The sequence below is a fragment of the Flavobacterium sp. CAN_S2 genome, from assembly GCF_015752255.1.
Taxonomy (GTDB): Bacteria; Bacteroidota; Bacteroidia; order Flavobacteriales; family Flavobacteriaceae; genus Flavobacterium.
Genome location: NZ_JADOVA010000004.1, coordinates 424,605 through 439,946 on the forward strand (window position 1 = coordinate 424,605; position 15,342 = coordinate 439,946).

The 15,342-nt window shown below is 29.7% G+C and carries 22 protein-coding genes; 2 read left to right on the plus strand and 20 right to left on the minus strand.

What is annotated here, in order from left to right:
* Positions 1-5: 5 nt before the first annotated feature.
* From IWX80_RS13635 to IWX80_RS13680, 10 genes are all read right to left on the minus strand, one after another.
* Positions 6-605 (minus strand): hypothetical protein, encoded by a 600-nt coding sequence (locus IWX80_RS13635; RefSeq protein WP_196853913.1) that lies wholly within the window; start codon positions 603-605, stop codon positions 6-8.
* 158 nt (positions 606-763) lie between these two features.
* Complete coding sequence (locus tag IWX80_RS13640; protein ID WP_196853914.1) at positions 764-1,450, minus strand: hypothetical protein; 687 nt, start codon at positions 1,448-1,450, stop codon at positions 764-766.
* A gap of 165 nt (positions 1,451-1,615) precedes the next feature.
* Positions 1,616-1,996 carry a hypothetical protein gene (locus tag IWX80_RS13645; protein WP_196853915.1) on the minus strand — a complete coding sequence of 127 codons (381 nt, stop codon included), beginning with the start codon at positions 1,994-1,996 and terminating at the stop codon, positions 1,616-1,618.
* A 215-nt stretch (positions 1,997-2,211) separates the two neighbouring features.
* Complete coding sequence (locus tag IWX80_RS13650) at positions 2,212-2,490, minus strand: hypothetical protein (protein WP_196853916.1); 279 nt, start codon at positions 2,488-2,490, stop codon at positions 2,212-2,214.
* Positions 2,491-2,694: 204 nt separating this feature from the next.
* A complete protein-coding gene (locus IWX80_RS13655) occupies positions 2,695-3,054 on the minus strand; it encodes a hypothetical protein (protein WP_196853917.1) in 360 nt (119 codons plus the stop codon).
* Between the two features lie 168 nt (positions 3,055-3,222).
* Complete coding sequence (locus IWX80_RS13660; protein WP_196853918.1) at positions 3,223-3,984, minus strand: hypothetical protein; 762 nt, start codon at positions 3,982-3,984, stop codon at positions 3,223-3,225.
* A 362-nt stretch (positions 3,985-4,346) separates the two neighbouring features.
* Positions 4,347-4,487, minus strand: a complete 141-nt coding sequence (locus IWX80_RS13665; RefSeq protein WP_196853919.1) for a hypothetical protein — start codon at positions 4,485-4,487, stop codon at positions 4,347-4,349.
* Positions 4,488-4,547: 60 nt separating this feature from the next.
* Positions 4,548-4,844 carry a hypothetical protein gene (locus tag IWX80_RS13670; RefSeq protein ID WP_196853920.1) on the minus strand — a complete coding sequence of 99 codons (297 nt, stop codon included), beginning with the start codon at positions 4,842-4,844 and terminating at the stop codon, positions 4,548-4,550.
* 27 nt (positions 4,845-4,871) lie between these two features.
* The gene (locus tag IWX80_RS13675) at positions 4,872-5,324 is read right to left on the minus strand and encodes a hypothetical protein (RefSeq protein ID WP_196853921.1); all 453 of its coding nucleotides are present in this window, start codon (positions 5,322-5,324) and stop codon (positions 4,872-4,874) included.
* A gap of 163 nt (positions 5,325-5,487) precedes the next feature.
* A complete protein-coding gene (locus tag IWX80_RS13680) occupies positions 5,488-6,099 on the minus strand; it encodes a DKNYY domain-containing protein (protein WP_196853922.1) in 612 nt (203 codons plus the stop codon).
* Positions 6,100-6,610: 511 nt separating this feature from the next.
* Here IWX80_RS13680 and IWX80_RS13685 point away from each other — a divergent pair.
* Together IWX80_RS13685 and IWX80_RS13690 are read left to right on the plus strand one after the other, a co-directional pair.
* Positions 6,611-7,021: a hypothetical protein gene (locus tag IWX80_RS13685; RefSeq protein WP_196853923.1), complete on the plus strand. Its 411-nt coding sequence runs from the start codon at positions 6,611-6,613 to the stop codon at positions 7,019-7,021.
* 15 nt (positions 7,022-7,036) lie between these two features.
* Positions 7,037-7,672 carry a hypothetical protein gene (locus IWX80_RS13690; protein WP_196853924.1) on the plus strand — a complete coding sequence of 212 codons (636 nt, stop codon included), beginning with the start codon at positions 7,037-7,039 and terminating at the stop codon, positions 7,670-7,672.
* A gap of 436 nt (positions 7,673-8,108) precedes the next feature.
* On the opposite strand, the gene IWX80_RS13695 is transcribed toward IWX80_RS13690, so the two are convergent.
* From IWX80_RS13695 to IWX80_RS13740, 10 genes are all read right to left on the minus strand, one after another.
* Positions 8,109-8,543, minus strand: a complete 435-nt coding sequence (locus IWX80_RS13695; RefSeq protein ID WP_196853925.1) for a hypothetical protein — start codon at positions 8,541-8,543, stop codon at positions 8,109-8,111.
* Between the two features lie 161 nt (positions 8,544-8,704).
* Positions 8,705-9,211, minus strand: coding sequence for a hypothetical protein (locus tag IWX80_RS13700; RefSeq protein ID WP_196853926.1), 507 nt, complete (start codon positions 9,209-9,211; stop codon positions 8,705-8,707).
* A gap of 165 nt (positions 9,212-9,376) precedes the next feature.
* Positions 9,377-10,258 (minus strand): DUF5677 domain-containing protein, encoded by an 882-nt coding sequence (locus tag IWX80_RS13705; protein ID WP_196853927.1) that lies wholly within the window; start codon positions 10,256-10,258, stop codon positions 9,377-9,379.
* A gap of 148 nt (positions 10,259-10,406) precedes the next feature.
* Positions 10,407-10,736 carry a hypothetical protein gene (locus IWX80_RS13710; RefSeq protein ID WP_196853928.1) on the minus strand — a complete coding sequence of 110 codons (330 nt, stop codon included), beginning with the start codon at positions 10,734-10,736 and terminating at the stop codon, positions 10,407-10,409.
* Positions 10,737-10,902: 166 nt separating this feature from the next.
* Positions 10,903-11,457 (minus strand): hypothetical protein, encoded by a 555-nt coding sequence (locus IWX80_RS13715; RefSeq protein ID WP_196853929.1) that lies wholly within the window; start codon positions 11,455-11,457, stop codon positions 10,903-10,905.
* 188 nt (positions 11,458-11,645) lie between these two features.
* Complete coding sequence (locus IWX80_RS13720) at positions 11,646-12,287, minus strand: hypothetical protein (protein WP_196853930.1); 642 nt, start codon at positions 12,285-12,287, stop codon at positions 11,646-11,648.
* A gap of 194 nt (positions 12,288-12,481) precedes the next feature.
* On the minus strand, positions 12,482-12,973 hold the full coding sequence (locus IWX80_RS13725) for a hypothetical protein (RefSeq protein WP_196853931.1): 492 nt from the start codon (positions 12,971-12,973) through the stop codon (positions 12,482-12,484).
* A 165-nt stretch (positions 12,974-13,138) separates the two neighbouring features.
* A complete protein-coding gene (locus tag IWX80_RS13730) occupies positions 13,139-13,789 on the minus strand; it encodes a hypothetical protein (protein ID WP_196853932.1) in 651 nt (216 codons plus the stop codon).
* A 195-nt stretch (positions 13,790-13,984) separates the two neighbouring features.
* Positions 13,985-14,461 carry a hypothetical protein gene (locus IWX80_RS13735; RefSeq protein WP_196853933.1) on the minus strand — a complete coding sequence of 159 codons (477 nt, stop codon included), beginning with the start codon at positions 14,459-14,461 and terminating at the stop codon, positions 13,985-13,987.
* 173 nt (positions 14,462-14,634) lie between these two features.
* Positions 14,635-15,225, minus strand: coding sequence for a hypothetical protein (locus tag IWX80_RS13740; protein WP_196853934.1), 591 nt, complete (start codon positions 15,223-15,225; stop codon positions 14,635-14,637).
* Between the last annotated feature and the right edge of the window lie 117 nt (positions 15,226-15,342).

A 15,342-nucleotide genomic window follows, 5' to 3' on the forward strand; every position in this document is an offset into this window, starting at 1 on the left:
AAGTGTTATGTGTAGTGCTGATTCTCAATTTTCAGAATGTGTAAATTATTTTTTAATGCAATTCCTTTATACTTATTCACTAATTCGTTATTTTCAAAAAACATTGGAAAAAATAAATCAAAATTTCCTAACAAATTTACTTTTCCGTTTTCGAAATGAAAAATTGGAGAAGTCAATTCTCTTGTGATAATTTTAAAAAACATTTTTAATTCCTTTTTTGAGTCAATTTCAATTAGTTTTGAATTTGCATTATCAAGCTTTTTCACAAATTCAATCCAAATGTTTTTATCTTCAAAATCTAAAATATTAAGAATTTCAATAATTTTAGAGTTTGATAATTCATCCATTTCAATTTCGATAAAAATTTGTGTTAGAGAACTTTCAAAAACTTCTGCAATAAAATTAAAATATCTCATTTCATTTTCTGAGAAATTTTCCTCGACAGAATTTGAATCGTAGAATTCTATAACTTCTTCTTCATTAAGAAAATGGTCAAAAAGTCCAATTTGAAATCTTTCGGTGTTTTCAGGAGTTATTAAATCATAATTTTCGTCAAAAAATTTTTTTGTTGTAAAAGGAATATCTTTTTTATCAATTAATTTCATATGTTATTTTCGGTGAGAGCATTACACATAACGTTTTGCCACTTTGAGATGGCTGGAAGTTCGTAACCTTTCAGTTTTCGGCTTAACGAAAACTTGATGCGAAACGGTAATCCCACTAAATTCCAGCTAGCTCAAAATAGCTGTTGGCAGTAGTACTTTTACGATTGCCAAGTACGCTCTATTTTTTTAATTTTCCATTTATTGTTTATCTTCTTAATAATAATTAGATATCCAATTCCGCATCTTGGTTCACAAAGATAATTTCCACACAAAATTCCGATTTGTTTTCTTTCATCAAAAATTATTTTAGAAAATGCAATTCCTCCAGAAAATTTAAAAGTTCCGTCATTATTTAGAATATTTGCACCTTCAGGAAATTCAGATAAATATTTAAATCTAAATTTCTTATTATTTTTAAATTGCTCTAAATCAATTTTAGATTCGGTAGAATTACTAGTTGTGTCAATTTGTAATTTCAATGTTTTAAAATATGACTCTATACTTTTATATTCATATTCTGATGGCCTGTATATTTTTTCGCTAACACCAAATAGTAATTTAGATGTATCTTTTTTTCTTAATTCCTCATCATTATTATACTTGATGATTTCAATTTTATATTCTGTTGAATCTACTCCAATTTTATTACCTTTTTGGTCATAAATTATATCCGGATTTGGAGGAAACGTTAGATAAATTCTAGGGTCTTTGTGAATTGAATCCACCATTTCCACAAATAAATTGTTTATGATTTCTTTCTCAATTTCTAAACTAGAATTTCTCTTTTCACAACTAAGAATTGCAAATGAAATTATTATCGTGAATATTATTTTTAGTTTTCTCATAGTATTACTGCCAACGTCCCCGCGCTACAAGTAGTTTGGGACTAAATTAAGCTCTATTTTCGGATTTGCCAAATCTTCCAAATACAAAACCAATTTCAAATTAAGCCTAATGCCCAAATTGCTTGTAGCGTGTGTTGGCGGTTCGGCCTTTTTGTTATAATCTATCTACCATAACCAATTCGCATCAACAATAGAATTGTTGTTTTCGTTTACTTTGTCTAAAAATAAATTGAAATTATTGTTGGATAAAGTATCGTTTGTGGAAAGCTTATAAATTATTTTATCGTCAACATTGTTAATTACTATTTTCCAAATTCTTCTATCGTTAATCATTATTGAGGTTTTACTGACCTCTATTATTTCAGATATTCGATGTTTGGCAACTTGATTTTTAGTGCTTATCACGTATAAATATTCTTTGTCGTAATAAAATTCAGATTTAGCTCTTAGATATTCTGCTAACCCAAAGAAAAAATGACCATTCGATATTTTAGTCAATTTTGTTAAGTCTAAATTAGTTCTCCTTTTAAAAAGAGTTTCTTCCATTTCATCGTAGTTTTTGATATAGTAAACTATTCTTTTTATATTATAAACAAAAAGAAAAATTAATGAAAATAAAAGTACTTTTATAAATATCATATCTTGTTTTTTGGATTTAAGCTGACCGCCGACGTGTGATGACAGTTCGGCTTTTTATCTATTCCAATTTTTCAGGTTTCACTTTTCCACCTTAATTAAAAGAAAATCAAATGGAAAAATAATTAATCGCGAGATAAATCGTTCACGACGTTTATTATATCTTCCTTTAGCCATTCCGAAAACATATCGTTCAATCTTTCAATCTCTAATTCAACGGAACTTTCAAGTTCTTGTCCTGTTTTTCCTTTTTGTAATTCTAATATTTCAACTTGTCGTTTTAATATCGATTTTAAGTGATAATTATTCATAAGATTTGTAGTGTGCATTCTCATTAGAAAAGTTCCTATGTCAATTTTAAAACTTGGATTATTTAATTCATTTTTTATGTCATCAAAATCCATATTATTTTTTTTAGATTATTTTTTCCGTTTCTGTTCGGTTTTTTCAAGCTGACCGCCAACGTTCTGGCGCTTGGCGAGGTTGGGGAATAAAGATGCGAGATTTTTCGGTAAAACACAAATTTTCCAAATACAAAACCAACTTTCCATTAAGCCTAAAACCCCAATCTAGCCAAACGGCTGTTAGCGGTAGTACGTCTTAGTAACTTAATCTTTGAATTGAATATTATTACACCTATTTTCTTCATACCATTTTAACCAGCCTGCTTTATCTTCTTCAAATATTCCATAGGGATAAGTTCGAGCATAATTCGCCATAGATTCAAAATTTACTTTCGCATATTTTGAGATAAACTTGAGTGAATTATGAAATGATTCATTTTGACTTTTAGTTTCGAGATTTTCAATATTCTGAATATTTTCAAAGTAAACTTTTTTGAAGGCTAAATTTTCATTACAAGGTTTTTCTTCTACTGAACTTTTTGTATTTGAAGACGAGCAAGATATAAATAGTAAAAACGCAACCACAAAGGTTTTAAAAATGATGCTTCTAAGTTTCGGATTCATTCTTGTTTCAGTTTTTTTAGTATTACCGCTAACGTTCCGCGGCTCTCACGATGTTTGGGATGAAATTAAGATTTATTTTTCGGTTAAACACTAATTTTCCAAATACAAAACCATCTATAAATTAAGCCTGAAACCCAAATATCGTGAAACCGCTGTTAGCCGTTGTTTCTATTCCAATTCTATTTTCCTTGCTTTAAGAATTCCATTTTTTTTTATTTCAACTAAATCTTCAACGTAAGTTCCCATAATAGGAATTGCTTTATTTTCAATTATTTTATAATATTCAACAGGATATTCATCTTCTATCTGCTTCTCATTTAGTTTTGAAATATCAAAATAGACTGTATTTTCAAAATTTATTTTTTTTGGTTCGATATTTTTCTCTTTTGCGTAATTATCATTTTTATAAGGATTTCCTGGACTTGCCCATTTTCCATTTTTTGTTTTGTATAAATCAAAATATTGGTATTTTTCGTGATAAAGTTTTCCACAATACTCACCTACAAAAAGCAAAACATTTTCAAAATTGCTAAATTTAGGAATTCCATAATGGTCAAAAGCAGTAAAAATTATAGTGTCTTTTGGGAAATTACCATAAAGATTTTTTTCAATTTTATATGTTGATTTAAACTCACCATCCATTGTAATTGTATTGCAATAATATGGCTGTTTCTGTCCTTCTAATTTTAGTTTTTTTCCAATAAATATGTAATAGTTTGATGGTTTTTTCTGTTCACAACTTACAAAGGGAATGCATTTTTCAGGTTCCAATTGAATCTTTATTTCTTTTCTTTTCAGCAAATCAGAAACTGCATATTTCTGTGTTAGATATCTGGTTGCATAAAAATAAAGAGAATCTGTTGATTTTGCTGAAATATTGAAGTTTCCGATAGAATCAGTAAAGACTACAAATTTTTTGTTTTTTGTCAATTCATCATAACCATCCCATTTTTTTGTCAAAGAAGATTTATCACGGAATTTTTTTAAAGTATCATTCACATTGATCATAACAAAATTTCTACTTTTTACGGTATCTAAAGCTAGACCTTTTATTAATACGGTTTGCGATATACAAACCGTATTAATTAACAATAAAAATATAAAGATAATTTTCTTATACATATCTCGTTTTTTTTCTGAAATTACGGCTAACGTTCTCGCGCTACAAGCAGTTTGGGACTAAATTAAGTCCTATTTTCGGATTTGTCAAATATTCCCAAATACAAAACCAATTTCAAATTAAGCCAAATACCCAAATTGATTGTAGCGTGTGTTAGCCGTAGTTTTTTTTATTAATTCTTTAAATTAAGATCTGCATATAAAATTGATATTAATTTTTCGGTGATTTTTGCAATTCTTTCATATTCTTTTTCAACTTGAGGTAATTCATTGTTACTCGCTAAACTAATTTCAGCATTGCATAATCCGCTCATTTCGTTTATTAAACTTTCGATGGATTTTTTACTTGATTTAGATAAAAATATGGAATTGATTTAAAAAATTTCTGTGATTGATGTTCTATGTGCCAAAACACCAAGATTTTCTTCCCAATAAGGAGAAACTTCGTTTCCTTGAAAATAAGCAACTCTCCCTAAACAGAATTTTTTAAGTTCAATCAGTTCTGAAGTTATTTCTTTAAATGCAGGGATTTTATTTTGATAAAGAATGTCAAATTTTTTCGTTTTAAGTGTAAAATAGTAAGTTAATAAGCCTGTCAAAAATGCAGAAACAAAAGGTGAAATAACCGCTAAAAATTTAAAGAAATCTATATCAGTCGTTGTGGTGCACATATTGTTTTATTTTTTGATAGTTACTAATTATTTAAAACATTCTTTTATAAAGTCAGATTCATTAATTTCATAATCTCCTCTTTCGCGTCCGTTTTTTGAATATTGTTCAGAATCGATATATTTCTGATATCTATCGTATAATTCTAACGCTACTTCTTCTACTGAATTTCCCAAGTTTTTTGAAAAGTCTGTCAAAAATAAATTAGATTCTTTTCCATTCTCGAATTTTAGAAATTTTCCTGGAATTACTGTCTTTGTTTCATCTCGAATCCCTAAAATTAAATCCCCCGTACTAGCGCAATATTTAATATATATATCAGTTGAATTTTCATTTGCTACATCAAGAATTAAATCTTCTACGTTTTGATTGTACTCGTTATTTTTTAGATATTTCTGACTTCCTATGATGTAAGGTATTGTAAAGCCGTCTCTTTTTTCCTTTTCTCTCCATTGAGTCAATAATTTTTGCCAATATTTCATTTTAGGTATGGTTTTGTAAAATTACGGCTAACGTCCCGCTGCTTTGAGATGGCTGGAAAATCGTAACCGCTCAGTTTTCGGCTTAACGAAAACTTGATGCGAAACGGTAATTCCACTAAACTCCAGCTATATCAAAACAGCTGTTAGGCACTGTAATTTTTATTTAGTTTGATATTTCTCCATATTCATACGTGTGATATTTGTCTTTGGCTTTGTCATCATTAATTATTTCAAAACTATTAATATCAACTGCATTGAGAATTTTACCTTTATATAATATTTCGGTTTTCGTTCTTCCCCAGTTTTCTGATATAACCTTAAAATCATTTATGTTTTTTATTTCTGCAATATCGTGACCATAAATAATGTGTTTGTCATCAGATGCCCAAGGATATGTTTTAAATATTCTTAGTTTATTCGGATTAACACCAATTATTTCACAATCATTTTTGCTACTATAAAACCCAAAAAAGTATGCAGAATCTTTATCAACAAAATAATAATTTCCTATGTATTTTAGAGTTTTTGGATCAAAATTGTCAATGATTTCGGTTTCAAAAAAAACATACTTATTATCTTTTCCAATTGTTAAATTTTCGTCGTTTTCTATTTTTTGGAATGTTTTAGCATCGGCTTTTTCAACTAATCTTTCATAGTTTCCACTTCCTTCATTCCATCCTTTCAAATATACTTGGTTATCTCTAATAGAGTATTTCTGTTCACAACTGAACAGGAAAAGTGAAAGTATGATAATGACTGTGTTTTTCGGTTTCATATTATTGTGCCTAACGTTCTACTACTAGGCGATGTAGCGGGTTAAAATTCAATTTTTTTCGGAGTTTTCGCCAAAATCTCCAAGTACAAAACTATCATTCTATTCAGCCCTTTCCCGCTATGACGCTTAGTAGCTGTTATATGATGGCTTTATATGCTTTTGCTTTATTTTTACTGCAATTTAACAATTATTTTCGTATTATTGTAAAACCATTCTCGCTTTCGTTTAGTATTTATTTTTGGTTTAACTTTAGTTAATACAGAAGGACTTTAGTTAACCGATATGTTAGATACCTTTTATAAATTGAAAGGAAACATTTGTCACTTGTGGTTAATTCGCACAAGTAGGGTAAGAAACGGAAAGTACGAGGTTGCACCCAAGGGAAGACCTTTTACATTTCCAATTCAAGAGGCTGAATGTTTCTACTGTAATTCCTGTGAACAATAGTAACAAGAATGGTTTTTAGTGATGTCCCAAGCATCACTTTTTATTAATTTTAAAACTAAACCTTATGGAAAAAACAGAAATTGAAATTTCAAGTACTATAATCAAACTTATACTTAAAAGTTTTGGATTTTCTGTAATTGCTATTTACCTATTAAATCACGCAGGTAATTTTTATACTCAATATAATAATTTAGAATCTAATGGAGTTAGAGCATTAAACAGTTATAGTACTATAACTCCCGAAACCACTGTTACACTATCTTATAAATCTCCTTTAGGAATAGAATATGTTTATCCTACAAATTTTAAAACAGCAGAAACTTGGACAGAAGGAAAAGGTATGAAATCTTACCCTGTTAAAGCTCAATGTTATCTTATAGCTACATTTAAAAGTATTTTCTATGTTGTTTTTCTTGCCGTTTTAATTGGTGTCGGATTATCATTCTTTTCTAAACATAAAATTTCAATTAAGTAGCTTTTAGTTTCCAATATGACACAAGACACAGACATTCTAAAAAATCTTGAGTTTTTAGACAAAATTTTAAATTTTCTTATACACGAATGTAGGTCGTATTCTTGTAGTTTTGGTGATATCTACTATCATATGTTCGGCAGAAGTTTAACTGAAGATAATAGAAAGAATGCACTTGGATATCTTACTTTTATCTCTAACTTTAATCCTATTCCACCAAATGAAGATAGTTCAAAGTCTTTTTCAATGTCTGACAATACACGAGCAGAAGGTGAAAAATTAGTTGAAGCTTGCTATTATCTCAATCAACATAACTACATTAGGTTAAATGATAATTTTGATATCAGGGTTACATTTGAAGGTATTTTAAAATCAAGTGATAATTTTACATCATCATATAATAAGACTAAAACCAATTCAGAAAGATTAACCTACGTCGAGAAGACTCAGTTAAGTCAGAACTCCCGTATGGCTGACGCAACAGAAAAGATGACGGTTGCAAATCAGAGTATTCGTAATCTGACACTTTGGATAATGGTTGGTGCTCTTGTTGCAATTGTTTATCAAGTTGTTGAGTTATTAAAAACTTTTTTTCCTTCCTTGTTTTCCGATATTCCCAGCTACTATACACTACTGCTGAAATTAGTATTATAGCTATTATTAGCAAAGCAATCCCACTTATAATTTGTCCGATAAGCATCTCTTATATATTTTTCTCGCTTCTACTTTAGCTCTCGATTAAGATAAGATATCATATAACGTTCTCGCGCTACAGCGGGTTTGGGACTAAATTAAGCCCGTTATTCGGATTTGCCAAATCATCACAAATACAAAACCAACTTTCCATTAAGCCAATTGCCCAAATCCGTTGTAGCGTGTGTTAGGTACAGGCTATTTACCGGTTTTTAATTTATTAACATATGCGGATGATTTTCCATTCCAATAACAGTTTATGCATCTGCCATTTTCAAATTTGTGTTCGCAATTTTTCTTTCCATACAAATAAAATGAGCATTCAGGACATAAAGAATTCATTTCTGATGATTCTGAAAAATATAGACTTTTACATTCATCACATTTTTGAGTTTTACTATTCATTTAAGGATTCCCTTTTTAAATTTATAACAGTATTTACACTTTTAATTAATCCAATTGAAGCTTTTCCTGTTTCCATTTGAAAATCCATTTGTTCTCCGTAAATATCAACAATTCTAAAGATTGATAATTTTGGTTTATTTACACTGCCTTTAAAATCTCCAAAAATTACATCATCAATTGATTCAAAATCTATTGATTTAAGTTTGTTGTTTTCTATTTCTAAAATTTGACGAGTTGTAATTAAAGTATGTTTGGTTTGACTTTTAATTTCAAAGATTGGAAGCTCATTTTCATCCAATTTAAAGTCAAAATATTTATTTTCAGTTTCTGCCGTAAGTATTTTAGAATATTCCCAAGTATCAATATCCATTGCAGAGCGTTTTACAGACGCAATTGTTACATTTTGAATAGAGCTGTCTTTTTTCACTTAAGGTTCTTTTAGCTTGTACCTAACGTCCCCGCGCTACAAGCAGTTTGGGACTAAATTAAGCCCATTATTGGGATGTGCCTAATCTTCCAAATACAAAACCATATTTAAATTAAGACTAATACCCAAATTGCTTGTAGCGTGTGTTAGTGGCTGGCTTTTTATTCGGTTAGTCGTTTTAGTTTTAAAATATAATCCATTTTCCCTTTTTCATATTCAGATTCTTTTTTTTCAAGTGATAAGATTTTAAACTTATCGATTAACTTATTTTGGTTAAAAAGTTCAATTATCAAATAGTTTTCTTTTTTTTCAACATTTAACTTAATCCAATCATTTTCGGTTGTAACTTTTTGGCTTGGTGGTTCGTTGCAATAATCTGCATTTCCAATACTAAAAGCATCTTTTTTGTAGAAATTCCAATTTATTATTTTACAATAATCTCGTTTATAACTTTTAGCATTTTTTAAAGTTATAGTGTCTTTTTTAAAATAGTTTTCGTTTGTATTGTCGGTAAACCAAGGATTTGAATTAGTATGAATAATTCCTTTTTCTTTCTGAACAATTGTTTCATTAAATGCTTTAAGTAATTCAGCTTTCGAAATTTTAGTTTCTTGAGAGTAAGAAAATTGAATTATTAATATTAAAACCAAAAGTGTTATTTTCTTCATTTTCTTAGGATTTTCGGTAAGCTTGCCACTAACGTTCCCACGCTACACGCAGTTTGGGCCTAAATTAAGCCCTATTTTCGGATTTGCCAAATCTTCCAAATACAAAACCATATTTAAATTAAGCCTAATACCCAAATTGCTTGTAGCGTGTGTTAGTGGCTGTACTTATTTTGTAGCTATACTACTCCATAATTCAACTCTAACCTTAACTTCATTATTAATTGTCGAATAATGTTCATCAAGTTCTTTAAATCTTTCTTTTAAAAGCAAAATAGTTAGTGAGTTAATCATTTGAACAAAAAGTATTGCTGTCTCGCAAAACGATATATTATTTGGATTGTCTTTATTCAAGCTGCCTTCATTTAATTGCATCATAGAGATAAATTCTGAATGCGCATAATTTGAGTAAAGACTATATGTTTTTTTAAACATTTCACTTTTTAATCTACTGCTTTCAAGTAAAGCTCCCCAACTTTTTAATCTAGGTAGTCCAAATTTGTCAAGTTTCCATAACTCATTTGATTTAATAGATGGATAAAATGGACTTGATTTTATTTCTTCTTTTATTTGCTCAATAAGTTTTTCTTCTCTTTTTAGTTTTTCATAGTTCGATTCTGATATTGAATCTGCAAATGCTTGACGAGACATAAATCCCGAAACTTTCCATAACTTAAATCTAAAGTTTTTCTCGGAATCATTGATTTTATCAAAGTAGAGATATTCAAGTGTCAAAAATGTTTCAATTATTGATCTACTAAGAATTAAAATTGATGGCACGTCAATTATCTCTATTTTTTGTTGATATGAATGGATGCCAAGACTTTGTGGTTTGGACAAACTTAAAACACTTTTTGAGGCAAAAATTAGTTTTATTATTAAGGTTTCTATATAAACTTCACCTTCTTTTAATTTAGGTTTTAATTCATAAACTTTCTGAAGTAAGAAGCCTTGGATATTTAAAATTTCATCCAAGCTTTCTTGCAAGGCTGACAGCTTAACTTTCTTTGACTCGTTGATAAGTATCGATATTTTGTCTTCGTTTTTCATAGTATTGCCACTAACGTCCTGTGGCTTTGCGGCAGCTGCGGAAATTGGAACTGAGTTCTCTCGGCCGGACAAAACGAAGTTATGAAAAAAGGTCGAACTTTTACAACTGAAACAGCAGTTGCGCAAAACCGCTGTTAGCAGTAGTGCTTTATACTTTTTTAAATTCTTTAATCCAATAACCTACGTTATAATTTCCTACATTCCAAGACGTAAACGCCCAATCTCCGATAATTTCAATTTCTGTTTTATTACCACTTATCAAAATTTTCACATCTTCTTTTTTAGAAATTATAATATTAAATTTTGAAATTAATTGTAGGTATTCTCCTTTACGTTCGCCACGATTTTCAAACTTAATAAAATAGTTGACAATTTTAAATTTTTCGTCTTCTATAAAAATATCAAAATGCTTAGATATTTTTTTATCTTTTTTTCGTCTTAAATTTTCTTCTTGAAAATCATTATCGTTTTCAAACATACATTATATCTTTTTGTACGATTTTCGCGCATTACTGCTAACGTTCCGCTGCTTTGAGATGGCTGGAATTTCGTAACCTTTCGGTTTTCGGCTTAACTGAAACTTGATGCGAAACTGTAATTCCATTAAACTCCAGCTAGCTCAAAACAGCTGTTAGCGGTTGTGCTTATTCAACGATATTTTTGTAATTCTGCTCTTCGAGTTTTCCAAATCGATAATAAGTTCTAAGTTCATCTGAAAACATTCTTATATTTTCTGTTTTAGTCTGAAGAAAAAAATATTTTTTATATTCTCCATCTTTTTTATGTATCTCGATGTAATTTTTAACTCCATTTGATTTTTTTCGTTCCCAAGCTCTTATATTCCCATTAAATTTTCCACGATAGTAATCACTTAGAATGGCTATTTTTTCAATTTCGTAAATTGTATAAACATCAAGATTACAATTGATTTTTTCGGAATCTATAATTAAATATCCCGTAAATTCTCCAGTAGTAATTTCGCATTTAAAACAATTACTTATGATGAAATAAAGAGAATATAGAAATGCAATTATTACAAAAAGCACACCCAGTGTATCAAAGTTTTCTTCATACTTTGGAAATATTGATTTTAAAAAATTGAACAAAAAGGCTAGTAACCATAAAATCAATGCTGCTATTAAATTATTATCAATTTCAATTGAATGTTTTGGAGTATATATTTCTAGTTTTTTTTCCATAGTTTCTTGAATTCTCCGTTTCTGCGTGCGCATTACCGCTAACGTCCCGCCGCTTGACGAGGTTGGGGACTAAATTAAGATTAATATTTCGGTTAAGCACAAAATTTCCAAACACAAGACCAACTTCAAATTAAGACTAAAACCCCGATCTAGCCAAACGGCTGTTAGCGGCTGCTTTTCTTTCTATGTTAAACCTTAATGAACTCATATTGCTGTGCTGTTTCCTTTAGTTCTTCAATGTCAAAAAAATATTTGTTATCCCAAATGTGAAAACCAAAACCATTATTTTCCACAAATGCTTTTATACACTTACCGTCTATTTGCAAAAGAAGTCCTGTGTCAATTAAGTTAGAATATTTTGGGTCAATTTTGTCAACCTGTTTTGATTTTGGATGGCAAGTCATTTCTTGACAACCACCAGTAGAGTCTGCCACTAAATCTCCAAATGGGTCAGGCTTACCGGTCAATAATTCTTTAGCTTTCGTCTTCGCCTTGTTGAACAAAATTTTTGTCTTTGAATAGGTTTCAAAATTTGTGAAGTATAGAAAAACTCGAACAATGTAGAGTTCCTGTATTGTCTTATTCTCGCAGACAAGTTTAGTGTGTTCCCTTGGCGTGAAAGGTTCTAGTTGTTTTGTAAACTGTCCGATTATCGCTTCGTCCGATTGATTTTGTGTGTCCGCAATTTCAGAAACGCATTCTAATTGGTAGTAGAAGTCACCATAGTCAAAAATATAAGTCGTGAAGTCCCACCATATTTTTGTCGGTGAAATATTTTTAATGTGTCTTATATATTCCAACTCCTGTTCTTTATAAGTGTAATCTTTCATTGCTCGTCTGTTCGTGTTTGCAGTAGCGGTTGTACGGTGCGTAAAGTTGCCGCTAACGTTTTGCTAGTAGGCGATGGTAGGGCTAAATAAAGCAATTATTTTCGGATTAGCACTAATTTCCCAAATACAAAACCATCCTTCCATTAAGCCTGATGCCCGACTATTGCTTACTAGCTGTTAGTGGCTGCCAAAATTTAGAGTAATATTCTTTGGACTTTTTTCTTCGCGACTTCTAATGTATCTAAATTTCTTCTAAAATCTGAGTTTTCTTCTAAAAGTTCAAAAATGTCTTTTCTGAAATTTAATATATCAATTTCAGTTTTAGTAAATTTTGAGTTTAATTTTGCCTGCCTAGAAATATCTATTCTGGAGACGGTATCTTTTTCTTCTTTCAAAATGAATACATCATTAAAATACGGCATAATTGAGTTTTTATTATCTTCCACCAATTTAATACCTTTTAAAGTATCTAGATGATATTTAATAATTAACTTATTTATTTTTTCTTTTTCATTTTGAGTTAACTTTATCTTGTCGCTATACTTATTATACCATTCCATTTTATATTCACCAGTTTGTAAATTTAAATTATAATCTTTATTTAAAATTGATAAATTAAAATATGCTATCTTCTTTTTACAATTTACAAATGACAATATAATCAATATCAGTAATACTTTCTTCATTTTTACGTTTTTTGAGGATTGGTTGCCACTAACGTTCTCGCGCTACAAGCAGTTTGGGGCTAATCAGCGTTATCTTTCAGATTTGCCAAATCTTCCAAATACAAAACCAATTTCAAATTAAGCCTAATACCCAAATTGCTTGTAGCGTGTGTTGGTGGCAGTGCATTAATATACTTGAGGTTTTCCTCCAATCATTATTGTTGCTTTTTCTCGAAATTCATTTCCGATATTAAATTTAATCTTAGCAGCTTTTAAAGCATCTGCAATATATAATGCAGCAGGGTCATTTGTTTGGAAAATTTGAATCCCTGTCCAGATTACTCCTAATGGAAATTCCTTTTTGTCAACATTCCATCCCGAATCTAAAAATGTTTTCAGAATATCTGCTGCATACATTCCAGATTCAGGATCTCCCATTGTTTCAATATTAAATGTTGAAGGATTTTTAGAAAGTATAGAAACCAATATATCATATTGCTTTTTGTCAATATGTCGACTTGAAAATTTTATTCTTAACTCAATATTTTGCTTTTCTACTTCTATTGCACGAAGATTTGATTTTGCCGCACTTTCATTAGCTTCAGAGGCAATTTTATTTGCAATTGCTGCATTTTCAGTTGCTTTTGCTGCTTCAGCTTTCGCTACAATTGTTAAACGTTCATTAGTTGCAGTTCTCTCATTACTATATTGTTCTCTAATAGAACTGCTATAAATAGCTGCAATTGTTGCAATTAATGCAATCGTAGTTCCAAAGATTAATGCAATATTTGAATAATTATAAATCGAATCTGCTGTTGCTGATGATATATTAAACATTTTTTCAAAATTTTATTGTTAAATTCTTGATTTTATTGAATCTGCGAGTGCATTGCCACCAACGTCCCACCGCTTGGCGAGGTTGGGGACTAAATTAAGATTTATATTTCGGTTAAGCACAAAATTTATAAATACAAGACCAACTTTAAATTAAGCCTAAAACCCCAATCTAGCCAAACGGCTGTTAGCAGGCGTTTATTTTATTTTCAAAGTTTTCGCAAAAGCAATTTTCACTGAATCTAAACATTTCAATTTTTTGGTATTGATATAGATTAACGTATCATTTTTTATATAAAAACATTCTTTATTAAATAGTGCAAAATCAGTATCGTTTTCTGGATTACAATTAGATATTGTTTTTGTCATTTTTACATCCTGCCCGAATTTCAAGCACAACATAAAAGGCAATGAATTATAACAGGTATCAATTTTTCCACTAGTTAATTCAATCGTATCATTAAAAATCTTCCACGAGCCTTTTGAAATACTTCGCCATTGACAACCAGCACTTCTGTAATAAAATGTATTATCGGGCTTAATTTCTATAAAACTTTTTGAAGGAATTATATATTCTGTATCGTGCCATTTTCCCATAAACAACTCTGATTTTTGACTTTCATTTTTACACGAAGCAAATAAAAATATAAGTCCTAAAATAATTGTTGATTTCATAGTTTAATGTTTTCGTGCTGGTAAATGCCTGCTAACGTCCCGCTACTACAGTGGGTTTGGGACTAAATTAAGCCCATTATTCGGATTTGCAAAATCATCCCAAATACAAAACCAACTTTCCATTAAGCCAATTGCCCAAATCCGTTGTAGTAGCTGTTACCAGTAGTATTTTTTTAAAATTCTTCGTTTAAATATTTTTTGATTTCGGATTCAATCTTTAAATCAATTGTGATTGTCAAATCCCAATCATTCAAAATTAAATCCATTTCATTTCCAAGGTTTAATAAAACATTTTTCAGTTTAGTTTTGGTTTCAATGTCTTTATGAAATCTAAATCCATTAATCCAAAAATCTTTAATATAGCTGTCTTTTGAGGAAATAAATATCTCAGCTCTATCTAAAGTATAAGCAAAAGTATTTTCGCATTTCCATTTTGTTGAGCCGTAACCTTCATAAACCTCTGAGATTTTTTCAAGACCAAGTTCAATAAGCATTTTGTCTAGTTTGTCAAATGATATTTTTTTATCTTCAACAGTCATTGGATTTTCTTTTCGACGGTAAATATCCTTAAATCCATTACCAACAAAATTGTCTTCTGCAAAATTTTCAATTTGCTCATTTTCTTTTTGGAGATAAAATAAGTTTTCACGAGGTAAAAGTTCAACTTGATTAAAAGAATCTTCATGGAAATAAACACTACTTTCAGGATTTGTAATTTTCGATTCAGTAATTTTTTTACTTCTAAATATGTTGAATATGTTCATCGTTTTTTTTGAATATTACTGGTAACGTCCCGCTGCTTTGAGATGGCTGGAAGTTCGTAACCGTTCAATTTTCGGCTTAACGAAAAATTGATGCGAAACGATAATTCCACTAAATCC